A 21,808-nucleotide genomic window follows, 5' to 3' on the forward strand; every position below is an offset into this window, starting at 1 on the left:
CATGGCTCAATGGCGCGACCTCGGCGGCGACACGTTTACGCTCAGTCTCGAGCCGCTGCGGCTCAACATCGGGCTCGTGATCGGGACGGAGCGCGCCCTCGTGGTGGACACGGGAGAGGGGCCGCGCCAGGCGCGCCAGATCCTCGACGCGGTGCGGGAGAAGACGGACTTGCCGCTCGTCGTCGTGAACACTCATGCGCACTACGACCACTACTTCGGCAACGCGGTCTTTGCGGCCGCAGGTGTGACCGAGTTCTGGGCGCACGAGAATGCTGCGTCGTCGATCGCGGCGACGGGCCACGACGTTCGCGCCGAGGTCGCCGAGCGTGAGCCCGAAATGGCCGCAGGGGAGGGCGAGCACACCGAGATCGTCGTCCCGCAGGCGATCGTGCGGGACCAGCCGGTGCTCGTCGACCTGGGCGGCCAGTCCGTCACGCTGTTCTACCTCGGCAGGGGGCACACAGACGGCGATCTCCTCGTCGGGACGTCGACCGCGCTGTTCAGCGGCGACCTCGTCGAGGAGGGCTCGTACCCCGAGTTCGGCGACTCGTATCCGGAGGAGTGGGCCGATACCCTGCGCCACATCTCCGCGCTCCGGCACCGCTACGAGCACCTCGTCCCGGGACACGGCGGGCTCTGCACGGACGTCGCCGTGCGCACGATGGCCGAGACGATGGCGACGGCGGTGCGCTCCGCACGTCAGGCGACCCGCGAGTCGCCGCACGACGCCACCAAGGCCATCCCGATCCTCCCGTACGGCCCCGAGCAGTCGCGCCTGTTCATCGGCCGCCTGAAGGCGGCCAGCACTCTGCACTAGAGTTGCAGCGGGCACCAGAGGTGCCAGCGGGGTCAGGGTGAAAGGGGCAGGATGGTCGACGACGGTGCTCAGGCTGTGCCTCTGACCCGGCGGGAGCTGAGGCGGCTGCGCGAAGCGGAACAACGCGAAGCGGGGGAGCGCGAAGCGGGGGAGCGCGAAGCGGAAGTACGGCCGGCCGTGCAAGAGCCAGCGTTGGCCGACACCGGCAGTGCCGTCATCGAGGCGCCGGCCCCAGTCATCGAGGCGCCGGCCCAGCCAGAACCGCCGTTACAGCCAGAACCGCCGTTACAGCCAGAACAGCCGGCCGGCTTCATCAAGCCGTCCCAGGCTGCGCCCCCGCGAGGGGGCTTCCGCGGGTGGCTGTATCGGCTGACAGGCGGTGCGCTCAACCTTGGGCCGTCGGTCGTGGAACGCGAGGAGGCGGAGCTCGACCGTCGCATCCGTCGTCGCCTGGAGGGAAGCCGCAACACCGCGCTGCTGTCCATGAAGGGCGGCGTGGGCAAGACGTCGACGACCGTGGGTGTGGGGCTGACGCTCGCGAGCGTCCGGTCGGGAAGCGTGTGCGCGATCGACGCGAACCCCGACGCGGGTGATCTCATCGAGCGTGCCCTCGGCGAGGGCGCGTACGAGTCGGAGCGGCAGCTCACCATCACGCGTCTCCTGCGGGAACTCGGCGACAACGACTCCCGCGTAGCCCTCGATGCGTACCTTCACGAAGTCGGGAGCCTACGCCTGCTCGCCGGCGAGCAGGACCCTGATCTGTCCGACTCCCTCAGGGCCGAGGACTATGAGCGTGTCTACTCGCTCGTCTCACGCCATTACGGCGTGACGCTGACGGACTGCGGGACGGGCGTCAGCCGGCTTGCCATGAAGGGCATCCTCGACAACGCGGACAACATCGTGGTTGCCGCCGGCTTCGCGGTGAGCGGCGCCAAGCGCGCCCGCGACACGCTGCTGTGGCTCTCCGCGCACGGGTTCGAGCACCTCGCGAAGGAGGCAATCGTCGTCGTCACCGACAAGGACGACGTCTCTGCGCGGGTCGACAAGGCCGCAATCGAGGAGACGCTCGCCGGCATGTGCCGGATGCTCATCAGCGTGCCCCATGACAAGGCGGTCGCGGACGGCGACCTCGTCTCGCTCGAGGCCGTGCGGCCCGAGACGCGGCGGGCGTACAAGGAGATCGCGGCGGCGATCGTCGACGGCTACCGCTGACGGACGGATACCGCGAACAGCCACGTCGCGGCCGTCCCAATCACATACCCGCTGATGACGATGAGCGAGAGGCCGGTCCAGAAGTAGTGGGTGGTGCTCTCCACACCGCTGCCGGGGGCGATCTTGACGAGCATCGCGACGGCGAGGGCGGTCGCCCCGAGTCCGATGAGCAGCGGGAGGCTGAGCCAGAGCCGCGACGACGCCCAATGGCTCCCGAAGCCGTCCCAGGTGTTCCACTGCTGTCCGGTGCGGAGCACGAGCCACCCGGCCGGCGCGAGGCATGCCGCCACGACCAGGAGCGCCGCGATGACGTCTGCGGGGCGATGCCACTGGTTGACGAGCGTCGCACCCCCAGCCGCGACCGCGAACGTGGTGCCGAGGAAGCCCACGAAAGGACGCCATGCGGGCGAGGACACCAGGAAGATGGCCCCGGCCGCCGACGCCGCAGCAGTCGTGTGCCCTGACGGGAGCGAGTTCTCCATGAGCGTCTGGATTCCGGTGTAGGGGCGCGTGAACAGGTAGGCCTTGAGAAGCTGCGTGACGATGTTGGCGAGGCCCGCGGCGGCGAAGGCTATGAGCGCGGCGGACCAGCGGCGCTTGACGACCGCGGCATAGAGGAGGCCCCCGACGCCCACGACGACGGCGATGGTCGGCAGGGCATCGAGGAATCCCAGCGCCGCCTTCGCGGCCCTGCCGTAGACGGCCACGGCCTCGTCGAGAGCGGACTCGTCGATGTACTGGCCGGTCGTCGTGCGGACGAACAGCCAGTAGGTCCCTACCACCCCTAGCGCCGACACGAGGGCAGCCATGAGGAACAGGCCCGGCCCTGCCACGGTCTCACGGACGGGCATGGGAGAGTTCGCTCGGGTGGAAACCATGCCAATTAGGGTCCCACATCCGTCTGTGCGCATGCTGTTCTCATGGTTCACGACTGGTGGAACGCGTTCGTCGACGGGTTCACCCGCACCCCGCCCCTGTCCCTGCCTGCCGCCGAGGTCGCGTGGCTGCTCGCTGCCGCCGCGGCCCTGTGCCTCGTGCCGGTGCTGTGGCGGTTCTTCGGCCGGTTCGTCACGATCGTCCACGAGCTCGGGCATGCGTTCGCGGGGCTGGCCACGGGGATGAGGGTCACCGGGATCACGCTGCGCAGGGACCAGGGCGGCACGACGCTCGGGGTCGGCCGGGGGAGAGCGGTCTGGTTCGGCTTCTGGGGCTACCCGGCGCCCGCGGCCGTCGGGGCGGGCTTCGTTGCCGCGTCGATGCAGGGCTGGGGGCGCGCGGCGCTGTCTGCGACCGTCGTCGTGCTTGTCCTCACGTTCCTGTTCATCCGCAACGTGCAGGGCGTGTTCATCCTGCTCGGGGCGATCGTCGCCGTCGGGGTGCTCGTGGTTGCGGTTCCGCCGGAGGTCCAAGGCCACGTCACGCTGGCCGCCGGCCTCGCGCTCATCCTGGGCGCAGTGCGCGACTGGTGGAACCTCGTCTCGGTCCACACCACTCGTCGTCGGGAACTGGGCAGCTCGGACGCGTTCATCCTCGCGCGCCGGACCGGTGTGCCCGCACCCGTGTGGCTTGGCTCGTTCGCCGCGGTGATCGGGTTGTGCGCGGCGGGTGCGTGGCTCGCGCTTAAGGTGGCCCTGTGATCCCCTCCCTTGCCGAACTCGAGGCGACAGCCGTCGTCGTCCGCCTGCCGCTCACCGTCCGCTTCCGCGGCGTCCTCGAACGGGAGGCGCTCCTGGTGCGCGGCCCAGCCGGGTGGGGCGAGTTTGCGCCGTTCCTCGAGTACGACGACGGCGAGGCGTCGCGCTGGCTTGCATCAGCCGTCGAGGCCGCGTGGGAGGGGTTCCCCAAGCCGGTGCGGGACAGCGTGCCGGTCAACGCGACCGTCCCCGCCGTCGCCGCCGAGCGCGTCCCGGAGGTCCTCGCGAAGTACGGGCCGGTCTCTGCCGTGAAGGTCAAGGTCGCCGAGCGGGGCCAGAGCCTCGCCGACGACGTCGCCCGGCTCGCAGCCGTCCGCGCCGCGCTTCCCGACGCGGCCCTCCGCGTCGACGCGAACGCCGCGTGGAGCGTCGAGGAAGCGGTCGCGGCCCTGACGGCTCTCGCCCCGTACGGACTGGAGTACGCGGAGCAGCCGGCCCCCGGCGTGGACGGGCTGGCCGAAGTCCGGTCGCGTCTGGCGGAGGCCGGGGTCCGTGTGCCGATCGCCGCGGACGAGAGCGTGCGGAAGGCGGAGGATCCGCTCCGGGTGGCCCGGGCGGGCGCCGCGGACCTGATCGTTGTCAAGGCGGCCCCTCTCGGGGGAGTGCGGCGCGCGCTCGAGATCGTGCGGGAGGCGGGACTGCCCGCCGTCGTCAGCTCTGCGCTGGATACGTCGGTAGGGCTCGCCGCTGGCGTGGCGCTCGCCGCGGCGCTCCCCGAGCTGCCGTACGCCTGCGGGCTCGGAACCGCTGCGCTGTTCGCGGACGACGTCGTCCGCCCGCCGCTGGTGCCCCGCGGCGGCTCCCTGTCGGTCGGCACGGTGACGAGCGGTGCCGTGGCGCCAGACCCCGAACTGCTCGCGAAGCACGCCGCCCCGCAGGAGCGGCGGGAGTGGTGGCTCGAGCGGCTGCGCCGCTGCTACGGGGTTCTGGTGGGCGACAGTCCGACTACCTCCGGCAGATGAGGTGCGCCACGAGAGCAGTCCATCCGGTCTGGTGAGACGCCCCGATTCCGGCGCCCGTGTCGCCGTGGAAGTACTCGCTGAACGTCGGGTGCGCGTCCCAGAGCGGGCCCGACGGATGATGCCGGGGCGTGCTCGGCCGCCGGCCGTCCGGCGCCGGCCGGAAGAGCCGCACGAGGCGTTGCTCGAGCTCCCGGGCGACGTCCGCGAGGGGGAGCGTCTGGCCCGAGCCATGGGGGAATTCGACCGCCAGGTCCGAGCCGATGCCCTCGGCATAGGTGGCCAGGGCGTCGGCCACGAGGACGTTCACCGGGAACCACACAGGACCGCGCCAATTGGAGTTGCCGCCGAACAGGCCCGAGTCGGACTCGGCCGGAAGGTACGCGATGGTCATGGGCTGGCCGGCGACGTCGACCGTCATCGGGCGCCGGTAAGCCGCCGACAGCGAGCGGATGCCGTACGGCGAGAGGAATTCGCCCTCGTCGAGGAGACGGGCCAAGATCCGCGCGAGCCGGGCATCGTGGACGACCGCGAGCGTGAGGCGCCCGTCGGAAGCCCGCACGAGCGCACCCATCTCATCCGGTCGGTGCTGCTGGAGCCAATGCAGGTTCCGGGCAAAGTCGGGCAGTGACTCCGCGGCCCACTCTGGGGTGACAGCCACTGCCAGCAGAGGCAGGAGACCTACCATGCTGCGGATCGGCAGCCGTTCCTGCCCGCCGTCGTCGCCCACGAGCACGTCGTAGAAGAAGCCGTCGTCCTCGTCCCACAGGGAGACCCCGGCGCTCCCGAAGGTGTCCATGGCCTGCGCGATCGCGAGGAAGTGCTCGAGGAACTTCGTCGCGAGGTCGTCCCAGACGCGATCGTCGCGCGCGAGTTCGAGGGCGATGCGCATCATCGTGAGGCAGTAGAAGCCCATCCAGCTCGTCGCGTCCGACTGCTCGAGGCGGAAGCCCGGAGGGAGGCCCTTCGACCGGTCGAAGGCGCCGATGTTGTCCATGCCGAGGAACCCGCCCTCGAACAGATTCGAGCCGTCCGCGTCCTTGCGGTTCACCCACCACGAGAAGTTCAGCAGCAGTTTCGTGAAAACCCGGGTCAGGAACTCCTTGTCCCGCGCGCCGTCGATGCAGAACACCTGCCAGGCCGCCCACGCATGGACCGGAGGGTTGACGTCCCCGAAGGCCCATTCGTAGGCGGGAAGCTGGCCGTCAGGGTGCATGGCCCATTCGCGGCAGAGGAGCACCAGCTGGTGCTTGGCGAAGTCCGGATCGATGTGGGCGAGCGCGACGCAATGGAACGCGAGGTCCCACGAGGCGAACCACGGGTACTCCCACTCGTCCGGCATCGAGATGACGTCTGCGAGGGCCAGATGGCGCCAGCCGGTGTTGCGGCCCCACGGCTGCCTCCGGCTCTCTGGGGGCGCGGGGAAGGCCGGGTCGCCCTCGAGCCATTCCCGCACGGAATAGCGGTAGTGCTGCTTGCCCCACAGGAGGCCGGCAAAGGCCCGGCGAGCCACGAGCGCGTCCTCAGGGTGCGTCTGTGGCACGACGGCCGAGTAGAACTCGTCTGCCTCGCGCTCGCGGTCCTCGAGAACGTCGTCGAACCCCACCCCGAAGGGGTTGAGGGGCAGTGCTTCTCCGGTGAGCCGGAGCCGCACCGTCACGCTCGACCCCGGGGCGATCGTCGGGAAGTGCCAGCGGAAGGCCGCCTTCGTTCCGACGTCCCCGGGGTTGAGGAGGGACCGGTCGCTGCGCACGATGGCGGCGTCGATCGCGTCCTTCGGGTGCGGCGAAGGATTGGTCGGTGCCCCGAAAAGTGCAACGTCGTTGCTCTCGTTGTCGCAGAACAGCACCTCGGGGAAGGGGCTGCCCGGCGCGTCGACCACGGTGTCGGCAGCCAAGATGTAGCGGCCCAGGAATCCATGGGTCGCCTCAATGGCGGCGACCCCGCCCGGCATCAGCTCGGGCGGCCGCAGGCGGCGCAGCGCGGGCCGCCGCTCGTCGCGTCCCCAAGCCCAGGTGTTCCGGAACCAGAGCTGCGCCACGAGGTCGAGGGGCGCAGGATCGGGCCCTTGGTTCGTGGCCGTGATCGTCACGCAGATGTCGTCGGGCGAGGCCTTCGCATGGATGGTCTCGACGTCGAAGAATCGGTTCTCGGCGAGGACCCCCGTGTCCGCGAGCTCGTGTTCCGGCTCGACACGGGAGCGCGAGGCGTTGGCGCGCACGAGCTCCTCATAGGGGTAGGCGGCCTGGGGGTAGCGGTAGAGGGTCCTTGCCCAGGAGTGGGTTGGGGTCGCGTCCAGATGCCACCAGTGCTCCTTGACGTCCTCGCCGTGGTTGCCCTGGCCGTTGGTGAGCCCGAAGTAGCGCTCCTTGAGGCGGTCATCGTGCCCATTCCAGAGTGCGACGCCGAAGTTGAGGAAACCGAAGCGGTCGCAGAGCCCCGCGATCCCGTCCTCGCCCCATCGATAGGCACGGCGGTGGGCGTGCTCGAACGGGAAGAAGTCCCACGCGTTGCCGTCGGCGGAGTAGTCCTCGCGGACGGTGCCCCACTGGCGTCCGGCGAGGTAGGGGCCCCAGAGGCGCCAGGGATCCGAGTCGCCCGGGGACTCGGACAGGCGTCTGTGCTCGGCTGTGTCAGGCATGGCGCAAGTCCTGCAGGTTTTTCTGAAATTAACCTGAGAGCAGCCTGCGTGTTCACCGTGAATGATGGGCTGTGCCCATGACCAACCCCCGTCGTCTCCTCCTGCCCATGCTCGACCATGTCCGCGGCAAGCGCAGCGCCGTCACCTGCGCGCTCAAGTGCGACAACGCGTGCCTCAACAAGGTCTGCAACACGTCCTCGAACGGCTACTTCCGCGACATCGTCTCCGGCGAGCTCTCCCGCCGTTCAGCCCTCGGCGTCGGGCTCGTTGGCGCACTCACGCTCGCGTTCGCGGGCGGGCAGCCTGCAGGTAGGCCGCCGAAATCTACCCTCGACTTCACCCCGATCCGCCCCGTGGACAAGCTCGTGGACGAGTTCACCGTCCCCGAGGGCTTCGCGTGGCAGCCGATCATCCGGTGGGGCGACGGTCTTTTCGATGACAGCCCGGAGTTCGACCTCGAGCATCAGACCGCGGTGGCCCAGGCCCGCCAGTTTGGCTACAACAACGACTACACCGACATCATCGAACTTCCGGGCACAGCCGGGAAACGGGCAGTCCTGTTCACGAACCACGAGTACACGAACGAGGGCATCATGTTCTCTGACGCTCAGGTCGCAGCGGAACCGGCCGAGACGCGCGCCGTGGCCCGGGCCGCGCACGGCCTCTCCGTCGTCGAACTCGTGCGTCAGAACAAGAACGAGGCGTGGCGCTACGTCAAGGGAGCTCCGCTCAACCGCCGCTACCTCACCGACACGGTTTTCGAGTTCACCGGTCCGGCGGCCGGCACGCCGCTGGTGGGCCGGACGGTTCGCGGCACGCTCGGCAACTGCTCCGGCGGCACTACGCCGTGGGGCACGGTCCTCTCCGGCGAGGAGAACTTCAACGGATACTTCCGGGCGCCCGGCACCTCCAAGGAGGAGAAGCGCTACGGCCTCGCCGACAGGGCCACGACGCGCCTCTGGGAGCTCGACGATCCGCGGTTCGACACCCGCAACCCCGCCTACGCCACCGAGGCCAACCGCTTCGGCTGGGTGATCGAGGTAGACCCCCTGGACCCCACGTCGACCCCCAAGAAGCACACCTCACTCGGCCGCTTCAAGCACGAGGGAGCGAACGTGCGGGTGGCCGGCAACGGGCGGGTCGTCGCGTACTCCGGCGACGACGAGCGCTTCGACTACCTCTACAAGTTCGTCTCGAAGGGCGTCTACCGTCCGGGCAGCAGCAAGGCAGACCGGGAGCACAACAAGACCCTCCTGTCCGAGGGCGACCTCTTCGTGGCGCGCTTCGCGGGCAACTCCCCGGCGACCGAGATCGACGGAAGCGGCAGACTCCCGGCGGACGGGGCATTCGACGGCCGGGGCGAGTGGCTGCCGCTCGTTCTCGACGGGAAGTCCGCCGTCCCGGACATGAGCGTCGAGCAGGTCCTCGTGTACACGCGCCTTGCCGCCGACGCTGTAGGGGCAACCAAGATGGACCGCTGCGAGGACGTTGAGCCGCACCCCGTGACCGGGAAGGTCTATGTGGTCTGCACCAACAACTCAAACCGCGGCGTGGGCAGCAATGCCCCGGTCGACGAGGCGAACCCCCGCCGCCAGAACCGGGACGGCCATATTGTGGAGATCACGGAGGACGGCGGCGACCAGACGGCCAGGACGTTCGGCTGGAACCTCCTGCTCGTGTGCGGTGACCCGGCGACGAACCAGGCCACGTACTTCGCCGGCTTCCCTGCGGACAAGGTCTCGCCGATCTCGTGCCCGGACAACGTCGCGTTCGACTCGTCAGGCTACATGTGGCTCGCCACCGACGGTGCCCCGAGTTCGATCGGATTCAACGACGGCCTCTTCCGTGTGACGCTCGAGGGTCCCGAGCGTGGCAAGGTCGAGCAGTTCCTCTCCGTGCCGCGCGACGCGGAGACGTGTGGCCCCGTGGTGCGCGACGACGAGCGGCACGTCTTCGTGGCAGTCCAGCACCCGGGAGAGGAGGGCACGTTCGACGCGCCGCACTCGTACTTCCCGGACTACGCGGGGGCCGGTTCGCCACTGCCGGCTGGCGCGGCCCGCGCGCCGCGGCCAGCGATCGTCCAGGTGCTGCCCGTCGAGCACGCCAAGAAGGCCAAGAAGTAGGGCGCGGTCAACCGATCAGCCCCGCGAGCACCCCACCCCGACCGAGCGCCTCGCGGAGCATGGCCGGGGTGAGGGTGCCGGTGTTCATGTTGCGCTGGCTGGGGTGGTAGCAGCCCACCAGATGCACGGCGCGGTCGGCGTCGGGTCCCGGAACACGCACTTCGGCCCCGTGCCCGAAAGCCGGCCGTGGCCGCGGGAGCCGCCACCCGCCGTCGGCCATCACCGGCAGCAGCGCCTGCCAGCCGAATGCGCCGAGCACCACGATCGCGCGCAGGGTCGGGCGCAGCAGCTCCAGTTCCCGGGCCAGCCAGGGGCGGCAGGTGTCCCGTTCGGCGGTGGTAGGCCGGTTGCCCGGGGGCGCGCAGTGCACGGGCATGCTGATCCGGACTCCCCGCAGCTCGAGCCCGTCGTCGCGGTGTGTTGAGGTGGGCTGGGACGCCAGGCCCAGGTCGTACAGTGCGGCGAAGAGGGCGTCGCCGGAGGGGTCGCCCGTGAACGCCCGCCCAGTGCGGTTGCCGCCATGGGCCGCGGGCGCGAGCCCCACGATCGCGAGCGACGCGTCCGGCGGCCCGAAGCCCGGAACGGGCCGCGCCCAGTAGTCCCAGTCCTGGAACGCCCTGCGCTTGACCCTCCCAGCCTCCTCCCGCCACGCCACGAGCCGCGGACAGGCGCGGCACTCTGTGACGGCGGTGTCGAGGTCTCGAATGCTGCTCGTCTGGCGAGCCACGACCGCAGGGATACTCACACCATGGAGTCCAGCACAGATTCCCGCGCGACGCTTCTGACCTTCGGTCACGGAACCGCAGGGCGCGACGCGCTGGCGCTCTGGCTGCCACGCGCCACCCGGATTTCCTGGCGGCCATGGACGAGCTGCTGGATCAGGCAGCGCGCGTTCGGACTGCGGTCATGTGCACAGGCCGACGGCGGGCGCGCGACTCCGCGACGATGGCCTGCTCGTCTACGACCGCGAGCCTACGATAAGAGGGTGACTTCTCTCGGCTCTCTCGACGCCGCCCGCGAGGTGGTCTCCGGACTCCTCGCGGGCGGCGTCCGTCGCGTTGTGGTCTGCCCCGGCTCGCGCAGCGCGCCCCTTGCGTATGCGCTCGCGGAGGCCGAGGGGCGTGGGCTGCTCGAGCTCGCGGTCCGCATCGACGAGCGGGCCGGCGGCTTCACCGCGCTCGGGGCCGCGCTCTCCTCAGGGCGGCCGACGGCGGTCGTCACCACGAGCGGCACGGCGGTCGGCAATCTCCTCCCCGCCGTCATGGAGGCGAACCACGCGGAGGTTCCTCTCGTCGTGCTCTCGGCCGACCGGCCCGCGGAGCTTCACGGGACCGGGGCGAACCAGACGACCGAGCAGCTCGACCTCTTCGGCGAGCACGTGCGGTTCGCAACGTCGATTGCGGCGGGGGAGTCGCCGTCGTCCGCCGTGCGCACCGCGCTGAGCGCCGCCTCGGGCCTCCTGCCCGGCGTGCCCTCGGGGCCCGTCCAGCTCAACGTCTGCTTCCGCGAGCCGCTCGTGCCGGCCGGCGAGTGGGAGCCTTCTGAAGCCGGGTGGGAGCAGCCGCCCACGGAGGGCTTCGCGTACCGGCGTCCGGCGGTCGCCGCGCTCGGCGGCCTTCCGCCACGGCGCACCGTGGTGCTCGCGGGGCACGGGGCCGGGCCGCTCGCAGAGGCGTTCGCCGTCGCGCACGGCCTGCCGCTCCTGGCTGAGCCGTCATCGAACGCGCGTTTCGGTTCGCACGCAGTCGGGCCGTATCGGCTGCTGCTCGACGGGCATCCCGGCGAGGGTATAGACCGCGTGGTCCTCTTCGGCCGGCCCACGCTGAGCCGCCCCGTCACGGCACTCCTCGCGCGACCTGGTGTGGAAACCGCGCTGTTCCACCCGCGGCCCGTCGCATGGTTCGAGGAGGGACGACGTCGCGAGCGGCTCGTGGCAGACCTCGACGAGCTCTCAGACTTTGCCGGCCGCGGCGCGGAGGGCTGGCTCGACGCGTGGCTCATCGCCGGCGCGGCCGCCCAGGAGTCCGTGGACCGCGTGCTCGCGAGCGCGCCGCTGTCAGGACCTCGGCTGGCGCAGCTCGTGTGGAGGAACGCGCGAGGGCAGCTCATGCTCGGTTCCTCGAACGGCATCCGGGACGTGGACCTCGCCGCGCCGCCTCCCGCCGAGCCCGGCGCGCGAGTCTTCGCGAACCGCGGGCTCGCAGGCATCGACGGGACGGTGTCCGCCGCGACCGGACTCTGGCTGGGCAACCGCACCGACACGACCCTGTTCCTCGGTGACCTCACGTTCCTGCACGATATCGGCGGGCTTCTCCTCGGCACCGGGGAGGCCGAGCCGTCCTTGCGCATCGTCGTGCTCAACGACTCGGGCGGAGCGATCTTCGGGCTCCTCGAGCACGGCCGCGTGGGCGGCGACGACGGCGAGCGCCCCGCCGCAGCGGCCGCCGTCGAACGGCTCTTCGGCACGCCGCACAAGGCCGATCTCCGCGCGCTCGCCGCCGGATACGGCGTGCGGCACACCATGGTACGGACGACGGCGGAGGCCTCTGCCGCTCTCTGCGCGCCGCGGACGGGCGGCCGGGAGATCATCGAGGCCCGCGTGGACCGTTCCGGCCTGCGCGGCCTGCACGAGCGCCTGCGCTCGGCGGTCACGGAATCCGTCTCCCCGCAGCACCGTTTCGGGTACAGATAATCCCGGCGCGACGCACGAGAAGACGCCTTGGCGCCGATAAGACGAGCGTCTTGAAGGGCGACAAGGCGTCTTCTTCGGGCGGTACTCCGAGGACTTGCGGGCTCAGAGGACCTTGCTGAGGAAGCTGCGGGTGCGTTCGTGCTGGGGATTGGCGATGACGTCGCGGGGGTTGCCCGATTCGACGACGACGCCGCCGTCCATGAACGTCAGGGTGTCCCCGACCTCGCGTGCGAAGCCGATCTCGTGGGTGACGACGACCATGGTCATGCCGGACTTGGCTAGGTCCTTCATGACGTTGAGCACATCGCCGACGAGCTCAGGGTCCAGGGCGCTGGTGGGCTCGTCGAAGAGCATCAGCTCGGGGTCCATGGCCAGGGCCCGGGCGATGGCGACGCGCTGCTGCTGGCCGCCGGAGAGCTGGGCCGGGTAGTGGTTGGCCCGCTCGGAGAGCCCGACCCGGTCCAGGAGTTCGAGGGCGCGCTTCTTCGCGGTGGCCTTGTCCTGGCCCTTGACCTGGATGGGGGCCTCGATGATGTTCTCCAGGGCGGTCTTGTGCCCGAAGAGGTTGAAGCGCTGGAAGACCATGCCGATGTTGCGGCGCTGGGCGGCGATCTCCTTCACATGCAGCTCGTGCAGCTTTCCGGCGCGCTCCCGGTAGCCGATGAGCTCGTCATTGACCCAGATCCGTCCAGCGCTGATGGTCTCGAGGTGGTTCACGCAGCGCAGGAGGGTGGACTTGCCTGACCCCGAGGGGCCGATGAGCACGGAGACCTCGCCCTGTTTGACGGTCATGTCGATCCCGCGCAGGACGTGATGCTCGCCGAAGTACTTGTGCACTCCCTCGATCCGGACGAGGTCCTTGGCCCCGCGCAGGGAGGCGGGGGCGGGGGCGGGCTGGCTGTTCGGCGTCGTCTGGGCTGGGGTGCTCATCGGCCGCTCTCCTCGATGGTCGGCCCGGCGGCGGTGGGGCCGCCGGGGATCGTGGTGCCGGTGCCCAGGTCCGAGCCGGCCCCGGTACCGCCCGCTGCTGCGGCTTTGGCGGCGGCGGGGTTGACGGCGGCGGGGACGAGGTTGTCCACGCCCTTGCCGTAGTACTTCTCGATGTAGTGCTGGCCGACCATGAGGATGCTGGTGACCAGCAGGTACCAGGCGGCCGCGACGATCAGCAGCGGGATGGGCTGGTAGGTGCGGTTGGCCAGGGCGTTGGAGACGAAGGTCAGATCCAGGGTGAACGGCACGGCCAGGACCAGGGAGGTGGTCTTGAGCATGCCGATGGTCTCGTTCCCGGTCGGAGGCACGATCACGCGCATGGCCTGGGGGAGCACGATGCGCCACATGATCTTGGTCCCGCGCATGCCGAGGGCCTCGGCGGCCTCGACCTGGCCCTTGTCCACGGACTTCAGCCCGGCCCGGAAGATCTCAGCCAGGTAGGCGGACTCGTTCAGGCCCAGGCCCAGGATGGCGGGGATGAAGCCCTTGGTCGGGTCGCTGAGGATGTAGGTGGCCAGCGCGGGGCCGAAGGGGATGCCCAAGGAGATCGTGGGGTACAGGACGGTGACCAGGCCCCAGAAGATCAGCTGGGTGTACACGGGGGTGCCGCGGAAGAACCAGACCCAGAACCAGGACGACCAGCGCAGGATCGGGTTGTCCGACTGGCGCATGAAGGCCAGCACGATCGCCAGGATGATGGCGATCAGCATGGACAGCACGGTCAGCAGCAGCGTCCAGCCCACGCCGCGGACGATGTTCACGTCCAGGATGTACGCGGCGACCGTGCCCCACCCGAAGCGCGGGTTGGTCGCCAGGCTCTGGACCGCCAGGGCGGCCAGGATCAGGATGATGGCGGCTGCGACCCACCGGCCCGGGTGGCGCACCGGAACCGCCTTGATCAGTTCCGGTGCGCCGCTCTTGGTGGCTTCGGCGGTCTCCGCCTGACGAGCAGTCATGACATTCACGAGGAGACGGACGGGTTGACCTCGGCCTTGGAGACGGCGCCGTCGGCGTTGTTCCAGGAGTCGAGGATCTTCTTGTAGGTGCCATCGGCCATGAGCTTCGTCATGACCTTCTGGATGAGGTCGGCAAGCGCGGTGTCGCTCTTCGCGACGGCGATGCCCTCCGGGGCGACCTCGGTCGTGTCGCCGATCTTCTGCACGGCACCGTTCGTCTGGGTGACCGCATATCCAATGATGGGCGAGTCGGCGGACATGGCGTCAAGAGCGCCGTTGACGAGCCGCGTGTTGAGGTCGGTCTGCGCCGCGAGGGAGACGATGTCGATCGCCTTCTTGCCGGACGACATGCACTTGTCGCTGAGGGTCTTCACTTCGTCGGCTTCGGTCGTGCCGGTCTGGACGCCGATGGTCTTGCCGCAGACGTCGTCAACCGAGAAGTTCTTCGGGTTGCCCTTCTGGACCGCCCAGGCGACGCCGGCGTTGAAGTAGCTCACGAAGTTGACCGCCTGAAGGCGCTCCTTGGTGATGGTGAAGGAGCTGATGCCGAGGTCGTACTTGGGGCCGAGGGCCGGGAGGATGCCCGTGAAGTCGGCCGTCTGGACGTCGGCCTTGAGGCCGAGAGTCGCCGCGATCGCCTTGGCGAAGTCGACGTCGTAGCCCATCGGGGTGTGGTTGTCCGAACCGCCGAGGAACTCGGCCGGAGCGTACGTCGTGTCGGAGCCGACGACGAGCGTGCCCTTGGACTTGATCGCGGCGGGCACCTGCGACGCCAGCGAGTCGTCCTTCTGGACGGTGCTCGGATCGAAGCTGGCGGCGGCCGAGCCCGAGCCCGCCGGCTTCGCACCGCCGCCCGTCTCGGAAGCGTTCGTGCAGGCGGTGAGCGCAAGCGCGCCCACGGCGAGGACCACGGCGCCCTTGGCAGCGAACTTCGTGGAGAAAGTCATATGTCGTCCCTTACTTGGAGGTACTGGCAATCAGGTGCTAGAGCGACATCCATCCTAGCCGGTCCTCAGACCGGTGAGATGTTCGTCACATGCAACTTTCGTTTCACCATTGGACAACAAAAGGGGATACCGCGCAAGCCCACCGCGCGGGGAAGCTTCTGGAATGCCAGACGTCAGCGCTCAACTCCGAGCGCCTCGAGCATGGGCCGAAACTTGGCCCACGACTCTGCGAGTTCCGCCTGCGGCACAGAGCCGTCCACGATCCCGCACCCCGCGTACAGGCGGGCCGCCGTCGTCCCCTCGAGAACAGCTCCGCGCAGGGCGATACCGAACTCGCCGTTGCCGGCGCCGTCGAGCCAGCCGACGGGACCGGCGTAGGGTCCTCGGTCGAGCTCCTCGAGCTCCCGGAGGAGCTCGCCAGCCACCCGGGTCGGCGTCCCGCAGACGGCGGCGGTCGGATGCAGGGCGTTCACGAGCGCGAGCGGGGTGGGTACGTGCCCCTCGATCTCCGCGAGCTCGGCCTTGACGTCGGACGCGAGGTGGAACACGTTCGGCAGTTCGAGGATGAACGGCTCGTCGTGGGCGTTGAGCGCCTCCGAGAATGGCTCGAGCGCGGTGGTGAGCGACTCGATCGCGATCTGGTGCTCGTGGCGCTGCTTCGCCGATCCCGCGAGGACCCGCTCCGCATAGCCCGGTCCAGCGCCGTCGGCGTCCCGACGATCGAGCGTTCCGGCGAGGACGCGCGCCTGCGCGGTACGCCCCTCGACTTGGATGAGCATCTCCGGCGTCGCTCCGACCAAGCCGTCAACGCCGTAGACCCAGCAATCGCGGTACGCCGACGCAAGGCGGCGCAGCACGCGGTCCCGCGAAATCCCGCCGTCGTCCTCCACCACCACATCTCGGGCGAGGACGAGCTTCTCAAGCTCCCCCGAGCGGATGTGCCGGACCCCGGACGCCACCGCCTCCATCCAGCGCTGCTCCCCGAGCCGCCCCGAGCGGATGGTGAGGTGGCTTCCGTTCGCGACGCCCGACGGCCGCGGCTCGAGCCAGTGGTCGACGGCGGCACGCAGCGCGCGTTCGGAGGGCGCGGTTCCGTCCGTGGTGAGCTGGGTGGCCCACGCACGGCCGTCCCGGATGCCGACGACGATCTCGGGCACCACGAGCCGCGACTCGTACTGGGACGTCCGGGAGAAGGCGAATGATCCGAAGGCGAGGGGTCCAGTGCCGGGATGCTGGAGCGGGTCGATGACGTCGGCGTCCAGCGTGAGCTGCTTCCACCACGCTTCGGCTTCGATGAAGCGGTCGGGGCCGGTGACCGTGTACCGCGCGCTCTCCCCGAAGCCGAGATGGCCCTCGCCCCGGCGGATCCAGCACAGCGCAGACGGCTCAGTGATCGCGTCCGCCAAATCGCCGAGGGGGAAGGTCTCGCCCAGATCGACGGTGAGGGCGCGCAGGGGGGAGGTCATGATGGATCAAGGGTACTTGTTGTGTGCCGCCCTACCGGCGCGCGGGCCGCGCAGGGCGCCGCTCCGGCCCACGGGGGACTCGGAAGAGCTCGGGCCGTGCTGTCTGGATCTGATCGAGGTCGTCGAGCACGAACCGGAGATGCGAGCGCAGCTCCTCCTGGGCGGTATCGAGGCTCCCCGAGGCGATGGCGTCGTGGAGCCGCCGATGGTCGGCCGCGTACTCGGCGATCGAGCGGTAGCCGCTCAGCCCGAGATACCGGGCCCGGTCCAGATGTCCCTTGGCGCTCTGCACGGCTGCCCACGCAAAGTCGTGGCCGGCGATCCCGAGCAATGTGCGGTGGAAGTGCTCGTCGAGCGGATAGAACTCCTCCGGCGTGCTGCAGGCGTCCTGGGCGGCGAGGATCCCCTCGACCTCCGCCCCCAGCTCGGGCGTCCACTTCGCGACGCACGCCTCGAGGGAGGCAATCTCGATGGCCTCGCGGATGAACTGGGCCTGCCGCACCATGTCGGGATCGATGAGGGATACGTAGCTGCCGCGCTGCGGCCGCACGTCCACGAGCCCTTCCTGTGCCAGGAGGAGGAGCGCCTCGCGCACTGGGGTGCGGCTGAGGTCGAGCCGGAGCGCCAGGTCGTTCTCGCTCAGCAGCGCCCCGGGGGGCTCGTCGCCGCGGACGATCAGCTCGCGGATGTGCTCGTAGGCAAGCTCGCGGTTCGACGGCGGGCGGACGGCTGACGGCGTCGGCTCGCCCGGGAGGGACGGGGCCATGGGTCCAAGACTAGGGGCGCACACGTGGCACATCTAGTATGGCAGTGCGTACAATGGCTTCGACCCCACCCTTTCCGTCAGGAGGAACCCATGAGCCTGGCCGTCGTCGTCCATGCAGCCGGAGATCTGCGCCTCGACCCCATCGAGTCCAGCGGGCTCGGCCCGCAGGACGCTCTGGTCGACATCGAGTACGGGGGCATCTGCGGCAGCGACCTCCACTACGTCAAGCACGGTGCCGCGGGGCTCAGCATCCTCAAGGATCCGCTGATCCTCGGGCACGAGGTCGCCGGCCGGATCGCGGCGCTCGGCTCCGAGGTCAGCGGTTTTGAGGTGGGCCAGGCCGTGGCGATCCATCCCGCGACCGTGTGCGGCGAGTGCGAGTTCTGCACGTCCGGCCGCCCCAACCTCTGCGGCTCCGTCCGCTACCTCGGCTCGGCCGCGTACCGCCCGCACACCCAAGGCGCGTTCGCCGCGCAGAAGATCGTCCCCGCTGGCCAGCTCCGGCCGGTGCCCGAGGGCGTGAGCACGCGGCTCGCTTCCGTGGCCGAGCCCCTTGGCGTGGCCATCCACGCCGTGAACCGCGCGGGATCGGTGGAGGGGAAGACCGTCCTCGTCAACGGTGCCGGCCCCATCGGCGTCCTCGTGGTGGCCGCGGCTCGCAAGGCGGGCGCCGCGCGCGTCGTGGCCAGCGATCTGGCCTCCGCGTCCCTTGAGATCGCCCGCCGCATGGGAGCGGACGACGTCGTCAACCTCGCCGAAGGCGGCTCCCTCCCTGAGACGGACGTCGTCTTCGAGGCCTCGGGCGCCCCTCCCGCTGTGACGAGCGTGCTGCGCGCGGTCAAGCGCGGGGGCGTCGTGGTGCAGGTGGGCAACCTCCCGGCAGGCACCCTTGAGGTGTCCCTCGCCGAGCTCGTCTTCCGCGAGATCGACTACCGCGGAACGTTCCGCTTCATCGACGAGATCTCGACGGCGCTCGAGTACCTGGCCGAAGGCCTCGACGTGGAGCCGATGCTCACTCACGAGTTCCCCGTCGACGATGCGGTCGAGGCATTCCGCGTCGCGGGCGACCGCAGCACGGGGTCCTCGAAGGTGCTCCTGAAGTTCTGACGTGCCAGAAGCCGCGCGGAAGTTTGGCAGAATGGGGCGGGTGACCAGCACAGGCAAGAGGGCATCCCTCCAGAAGCTCCCCGAGGAAGTGGCGAGCATGTTCGACGATGTGGCGCCCCGCTACGACGTCGTCAACGACATCCTCTCCCTCGGCCAGACCCGCCGCTGGCGCAAGGTGGTCTTCGACGCCGTCGGCGCCCAGCCGGGCCAGCGGGTACTGGACCTCGCGGCCGGGACGGGCACGTCGTCCGAGCCGTACGCGGATGCAGGCATCGACGTCATCGCCTGTGACTTCTCGCTCGGGATGCTCAAGGTCGGCAAGCGCCGTCGTCCGGACATCGACTTCATCGCGGGGGACGCCACGAAGCTGCCGTTCGCAGACAACGCGTTCGACGCCGTCACCATCTCGTTCGGCCTGCGCAACGTCAGCAACCCGCATGCCGCGCTGCGCGAGATGCTCCGCGTCACCAAGCCCGGCGGGAAGCTCGTGGTCGCGGAGTTCTCCTCGCCGGTGAACCCCTTGTGGCGAACCATGTACCTCGAGTACCTCATGCGGGCCCTCCCGCCGATTGCCCGCAAGGCATCCTCGAACCCGGATGCCTACGTCTATCTTGCCGAGTCCATCCGGGCCTGGCCCGACCAGGACCACCTCGCGGCCTGGCTGACCGAGGACGGCTGGGAGGACGTGGCGTACCGCAACCTCTCGGGCGGGATCGTGGCCGTGCACCGCGCCACGAAGCCGGTCCCGGCCGGAGCGCACTCGGGTCCGGTCGAGAAGCTCCGCCGTGCCCGCCGCTCGGCCGGCTGAAACTCTTCCAATGCAGGTTCTGATCGTCGGGGCCGGTCCGGCCGGCTCGACCGCTGCCCACTATCTGGCGCGAGCCGGGGCAGACGTGACGGTTCTCGAGAAGACCCGTTTCCCGCGCGAGAAGGTCTGCGGGGACGGGCTGACACCGCGTGCCGTCCGCGAGATCCAGCTCTTGGGCCTCCCGCACGACGAGGCCGACGGCTGGCGGCGCAATCGCGGGCTGCGCCTCATCGCGGGAGGGCGGACGGTCGAGCTCGCGTGGCCATCGGGCGGCGAGTTCCCGGACTACGGCCTCATTCGAACGCGTCTCGGCTTCGACGAGGCGCTCGCCCGGCACGCCGAGTCCGCGGGCGCACGCCTCCTCGAGGGACACAGCGTGAGCGAGGTGCTGCGCGACGGCGCGGGGCGCGTGGTGGGCGCCCGCGCCCAGATCCTCGACGCGGACGGCCGGAAGACGGGGGAGACGCGCGACTTTCGAGCCGACGTCGTCCTTGCCGCCGACGGCAATTCGACGCGCGCCGCCGTGTCCTACGGCCTCGCGAAGCGCGACGACCGTCCGCTCGGCGTCGCGTACCGCACCTATTTCCGCAGCCCCCGCCACGAGGACGACTGGATGGAGGGCTGGCTTGAACTCCCCGGACGCGACGGCAAGCCGTTGCCCGGGTACGGCTGGGTCTTCGGCGTGGGCGACGGAACCTCGAACGTCGGGCTCGGGATCCTGAATTCATCCAAGGAGTTCGGCAGCCTCGACTACCGGCAGGTGCTGCGCGACTGGACCGCGGCCATGCCCGAGGAGTGGGGCTTCGCGGAGCAGAACCAGGTCGGTCCGGTGCGGGGTGCCGCGCTGCCCATGGGCTTCAACCGCACCCCGCACGTGGTGCCGGGCATGGCGCTTCTCGGCGACGCGGGCGGCATGGTGAGCCCCTTCAACGGCGAGGGCATCAGCTACGCCATGGAGTCGGGACGCTACGCGGCCCAGTTCCTCGCCGACGCGAGCGGAGGGGCCGACGTCGACCATCGCCTCCGCGCCTACGCGGACCACGTGCGGGGCGAGTGGGGGAGCCACTTCACGCTCGGCCGGACGTTCGCCGCGCTGATCGGCCGTCCGGCGGTCATGCGCCTTGCGCTGCGGACCGGGATGCCGATCCCCGCGCTCATGCGCGTGGTCGTCCGGCTGCTCGCCAATCTCACCGAACCGCGCAGAGGGGGCCTCGAGGACCGAGCCATCCGCCTGCTCGAGTCGTTGACGCCCGCAACCAAGAACACGCACTAGTTAGGCTTGACCCGTGACGAACACTGAACACAGCTGGACCCACGCGGGCCATGGGCGCCCAGAGGCGTCCGAGCCGGCCCCGACGACGACGGCCATCGCCGCCGGGATCCAGCTGCCCGCCGGATTCGCTGCGATCGCGAGCGATCCCGAGCTCGGTCCGGCCATCACGACGAACATGGCCCGCGTCGAGAAGCGGCTGCGGGAAGCCATCGCGAACTCCGATCCGCTCGCGGACGCCACGAGCCGCCACCTCGTCGAAGCCGGCGGCAAGCGGATACGTCCCCTGCTCACCCTCCTGTGCTCGCACCTCGGGGACTGGACGCGGCCCGAGGTCCTCCAGGCGGCCGCCGTCGTCGAGCTCACGCACCTGGCGACCCTGTATCACGACGACGTGATGGATTCGGCCCCCTACCGTCGGGGCGCGCCCACGGCCCACGAGGTCTGGGGCAACACGGTGGCGATCCTCACGGGCGACCTGATCTTCGCACGCGCCTCGATCCTCGTCTCGGAGCTCGGGGGACGGGCGCTCGCGATCCAAGCGCGCACGTTCGAGCGGCTCTGCCTTGGCCAGCTGCACGAGACCGTGGGCCCGCGAGAGGACGAGGACCCCGTGGACCATTACATCTCCGTGCTCGCGGACAAGACCGGTTCGCTCATCGCCGCGTCGGGCCAGATGGGTGCGATCTTTGCCGGTGCTCCCGACGAGTACGAGGACGTGCTGGTGAAGTACGGCGAGAACGTGGGGGTGGCGTTCCAGCTCGCCGACGACGTGATCGACGTGACCGGCGGCAAGGTGACCTCCGGCAAGTCCGCCGGGACTGATCTCCGCGAGGGCGTGCCGACGCTTCCGGTGCTCCTGCTGCGCCGGGCCGCGTCCGACGGCGATGCCTCCGCCGCCGAGGTGCTCCGCCTCGTCGACGGCGACCTCACGTCCGACGAGGCCCTCGCCAAGGCCGTCGCGGCGCTTTCCGCGCATCCCGTCACCAACGACGCCTGGGCCGCTGCCCGCGAGTGGGCCGACGCGGCGAAGGCCGCCCTGTCCCCGCTGCCCGACGGGGTGGTGAAGGCCTCGCTCGCGGCGTTCGCGGACGCCGTCGTCGATCGCAGGGCCTAGGAGCGGCGCTCATATCGGTTCGGCTTAAAACGGTTGGGCCCTGGTTGGCGGAGTACCGCTTCCCAGGGCCCGTTTCCGTTCGCACCCGAATCCACTGGAGGCTGAAGTGGATCCGGTAACAAGCATATGACAGATCTGTCATAAGTCCAGTGCTTTCCGTCAAATTTTTTTTCGGGCCCTCCGAGTCCCGCGGCGGCAACAAAAAAGTCACCCTCTCGCGGAGAAGTCCGCTTGAGGGTGACT

The 21,808-nt window shown here is 70.0% G+C and carries 18 protein-coding genes; 10 read left to right on the forward strand and 8 right to left on the reverse strand.

Translation table 11 applies throughout. From position 1 onward, the window contains the following. Window position 1 precedes the first annotated feature (1 nt). Both E5679_RS16470 and E5679_RS16480 read left to right on the forward strand, forming a co-directional pair. Window positions 2–817 carry an MBL fold metallo-hydrolase gene (locus E5679_RS16470; protein ID WP_138417855.1) on the forward strand — a complete coding sequence of 272 codons (816 nt, stop codon included), beginning with the start codon at window positions 2–4 and terminating at the stop codon, window positions 815–817. Window positions 818–868: 51 nt separating this feature from the next. Further along, window positions 869–2,029: a MinD/ParA family ATP-binding protein gene (locus E5679_RS16480; protein WP_249336190.1), complete on the forward strand. Its 1,161-nt coding sequence runs from the start codon at window positions 869–871 to the stop codon at window positions 2,027–2,029. On the opposite strand, the gene E5679_RS16485 is transcribed toward E5679_RS16480, so the two are convergent. Beyond that, window positions 2,020–2,880 (reverse strand): phosphatase PAP2 family protein, encoded by an 861-nt coding sequence (locus tag E5679_RS16485; protein ID WP_249336191.1) that lies wholly within the window; start codon window positions 2,878–2,880, stop codon window positions 2,020–2,022. The genes E5679_RS16480 and E5679_RS16485 overlap by 10 nt on opposite strands. Window positions 2,881–2,949: 69 nt before the next feature. Between E5679_RS16485 and E5679_RS16490 the strand changes: the two genes are divergently transcribed. Together E5679_RS16490 and E5679_RS16495 are read left to right on the forward strand one after the other, a co-directional pair. After that, on the forward strand, window positions 2,950–3,666 hold the full coding sequence (locus E5679_RS16490) for a M50 family metallopeptidase (RefSeq protein ID WP_138417861.1): 717 nt from the start codon (window positions 2,950–2,952) through the stop codon (window positions 3,664–3,666). Then, complete coding sequence (locus E5679_RS16495; protein WP_138417863.1) at window positions 3,663–4,685, forward strand: o-succinylbenzoate synthase; 1,023 nt, start codon at window positions 3,663–3,665, stop codon at window positions 4,683–4,685. The genes E5679_RS16490 and E5679_RS16495 overlap by 4 nt, the downstream gene beginning before the upstream one ends. Here the strand turns inward: E5679_RS16495 and E5679_RS16500 are convergent. Then, entirely contained in the window at window positions 4,669–7,323 is a 2,655-nt protein-coding gene (locus E5679_RS16500; protein WP_138417865.1) for an MGH1-like glycoside hydrolase domain-containing protein, read from the reverse strand. The genes E5679_RS16495 and E5679_RS16500 overlap by 17 nt on opposite strands. A gap of 77 nt (window positions 7,324–7,400) precedes the next feature. On the opposite strand from E5679_RS16500, the gene E5679_RS16505 reads away from it, so the two are divergent. Beyond that, window positions 7,401–9,446, forward strand: coding sequence for a PhoX family protein (locus tag E5679_RS16505; RefSeq protein WP_138417867.1), 2,046 nt, complete (start codon window positions 7,401–7,403; stop codon window positions 9,444–9,446). Between the two features lie 7 nt (window positions 9,447–9,453). Here E5679_RS16505 and E5679_RS16510 read toward each other — a convergent pair whose 3' ends face one another. Beyond that, a complete protein-coding gene (locus E5679_RS16510; protein WP_275092559.1) occupies window positions 9,454–10,191 on the reverse strand; it encodes a uracil-DNA glycosylase in 738 nt (245 codons plus the stop codon). 240 nt (window positions 10,192–10,431) lie between these two features. Here E5679_RS16510 and menD point away from each other — a divergent pair, with 240 nt between their 5' ends. Next, window positions 10,432–12,138 carry a 2-succinyl-5-enolpyruvyl-6-hydroxy-3-cyclohexene-1-carboxylic-acid synthase gene (gene menD / locus E5679_RS16520; RefSeq protein ID WP_138417869.1) on the forward strand — a complete coding sequence of 569 codons (1,707 nt, stop codon included), beginning with the start codon at window positions 10,432–10,434 and terminating at the stop codon, window positions 12,136–12,138. A 102-nt stretch (window positions 12,139–12,240) separates the two neighbouring features. Here the strand turns inward: menD and E5679_RS16525 are convergent, their stop codons facing one another. The 5 genes from E5679_RS16525 to E5679_RS16545 form a co-directional block, all read right to left on the reverse strand. Further along, window positions 12,241–13,068: an amino acid ABC transporter ATP-binding protein gene (locus E5679_RS16525; protein WP_138417871.1), complete on the reverse strand. Its 828-nt coding sequence runs from the start codon at window positions 13,066–13,068 to the stop codon at window positions 12,241–12,243. Then, the gene (locus E5679_RS16530; RefSeq protein ID WP_138417873.1) at window positions 13,065–14,084 is read right to left on the reverse strand and encodes an amino acid ABC transporter permease; all 1,020 of its coding nucleotides are present in this window, start codon (window positions 14,082–14,084) and stop codon (window positions 13,065–13,067) included. The genes E5679_RS16525 and E5679_RS16530 overlap by 4 nt, the downstream gene beginning before the upstream one ends. Window positions 14,085–14,089: 5 nt before the next feature. Then, window positions 14,090–15,031 carry an ABC transporter substrate-binding protein gene (locus E5679_RS16535; RefSeq protein ID WP_138417875.1) on the reverse strand — a complete coding sequence of 314 codons (942 nt, stop codon included), beginning with the start codon at window positions 15,029–15,031 and terminating at the stop codon, window positions 14,090–14,092. A 173-nt stretch (window positions 15,032–15,204) separates the two neighbouring features. After that, window positions 15,205–16,497 carry an isochorismate synthase gene (locus E5679_RS16540; protein ID WP_138417878.1) on the reverse strand — a complete coding sequence of 431 codons (1,293 nt, stop codon included), beginning with the start codon at window positions 16,495–16,497 and terminating at the stop codon, window positions 15,205–15,207. Between the two features lie 31 nt (window positions 16,498–16,528). Beyond that, window positions 16,529–17,263 carry a GntR family transcriptional regulator gene (locus tag E5679_RS16545; protein WP_138417880.1) on the reverse strand — a complete coding sequence of 245 codons (735 nt, stop codon included), beginning with the start codon at window positions 17,261–17,263 and terminating at the stop codon, window positions 16,529–16,531. Between the two features lie 90 nt (window positions 17,264–17,353). On the opposite strand from E5679_RS16545, the gene E5679_RS16550 reads away from it, so the two are divergent. The 4 genes from E5679_RS16550 to E5679_RS16565 are packed head-to-tail and all read left to right on the forward strand — an operon-like array spanning window position 17,354 to window position 21,565. After that, window positions 17,354–18,370 carry an L-idonate 5-dehydrogenase gene (locus E5679_RS16550; RefSeq protein ID WP_138417882.1) on the forward strand — a complete coding sequence of 339 codons (1,017 nt, stop codon included), beginning with the start codon at window positions 17,354–17,356 and terminating at the stop codon, window positions 18,368–18,370. Between the two features lie 40 nt (window positions 18,371–18,410). Beyond that, entirely contained in the window at window positions 18,411–19,178 is a 768-nt protein-coding gene (locus tag E5679_RS16555; protein ID WP_275092560.1) for a demethylmenaquinone methyltransferase, read from the forward strand. 10 nt (window positions 19,179–19,188) lie between these two features. After that, a complete protein-coding gene (locus tag E5679_RS16560) occupies window positions 19,189–20,451 on the forward strand; it encodes a geranylgeranyl reductase family protein (RefSeq protein ID WP_138417886.1) in 1,263 nt (420 codons plus the stop codon). Window positions 20,452–20,464: 13 nt separating this feature from the next. After that, window positions 20,465–21,565, forward strand: coding sequence for a polyprenyl synthetase family protein (locus E5679_RS16565; RefSeq protein WP_138417888.1), 1,101 nt, complete (start codon window positions 20,465–20,467; stop codon window positions 21,563–21,565). Window positions 21,566–21,808: the final 243 nt, after the last annotated feature.

It is taken from the genome of Sinomonas gamaensis, from assembly GCF_005876955.1.
Taxonomy (GTDB): domain Bacteria; phylum Actinomycetota; class Actinomycetes; order Actinomycetales; family Micrococcaceae; genus Sinomonas; species Sinomonas gamaensis.

What these genes read in the sequence shown, in the direction of transcription:
- E5679_RS16480 (WP_249336190.1), top strand. Translation starts at nt 869, where the DNA reads ATGGTCGACGACGGTGCTCAGGCTGTGCCTCTGACCCGGCGGGAGCTG.
- E5679_RS16560 (WP_138417886.1), top strand. Translation starts at nt 19,189, where the DNA reads ATGCAGGTTCTGATCGTCGGGGCCGGTCCGGCCGGCTCGACCGCTGCC.
- E5679_RS16525 (WP_138417871.1), bottom strand. Translation starts at nt 13,068, where the DNA reads ATGAGCACCCCAGCCCAGACGACGCCGAACAGCCAGCCCGCCCCCGCC.
- E5679_RS16470 (WP_138417855.1), top strand. Translation starts at nt 2, where the DNA reads ATGGCTCAATGGCGCGACCTCGGCGGCGACACGTTTACGCTCAGTCTC.
- E5679_RS16550 (WP_138417882.1), top strand. Translation starts at nt 17,354, where the DNA reads ATGAGCCTGGCCGTCGTCGTCCATGCAGCCGGAGATCTGCGCCTCGAC.
- E5679_RS16500 (WP_138417865.1), bottom strand. Translation starts at nt 7,323, where the DNA reads ATGCCTGACACAGCCGAGCACAGACGCCTGTCCGAGTCCCCGGGCGAC.
- E5679_RS16545 (WP_138417880.1), bottom strand. Translation starts at nt 17,263, where the DNA reads ATGGCCCCGTCCCTCCCGGGCGAGCCGACGCCGTCAGCCGTCCGCCCG.
- E5679_RS16535 (WP_138417875.1), bottom strand. Translation starts at nt 15,031, where the DNA reads ATGACTTTCTCCACGAAGTTCGCTGCCAAGGGCGCCGTGGTCCTCGCC.
- E5679_RS16505 (WP_138417867.1), top strand. Translation starts at nt 7,401, where the DNA reads ATGACCAACCCCCGTCGTCTCCTCCTGCCCATGCTCGACCATGTCCGC.
- E5679_RS16530 (WP_138417873.1), bottom strand. Translation starts at nt 14,084, where the DNA reads ATGACTGCTCGTCAGGCGGAGACCGCCGAAGCCACCAAGAGCGGCGCA.
- E5679_RS16540 (WP_138417878.1), bottom strand. Translation starts at nt 16,497, where the DNA reads ATGACCTCCCCCCTGCGCGCCCTCACCGTCGATCTGGGCGAGACCTTC.
- E5679_RS16490 (WP_138417861.1), top strand. Translation starts at nt 2,950, where the DNA reads ATGGTTCACGACTGGTGGAACGCGTTCGTCGACGGGTTCACCCGCACC.
- E5679_RS16485 (WP_249336191.1), bottom strand. Translation starts at nt 2,880, where the DNA reads ATGCCCGTCCGTGAGACCGTGGCAGGGCCGGGCCTGTTCCTCATGGCT.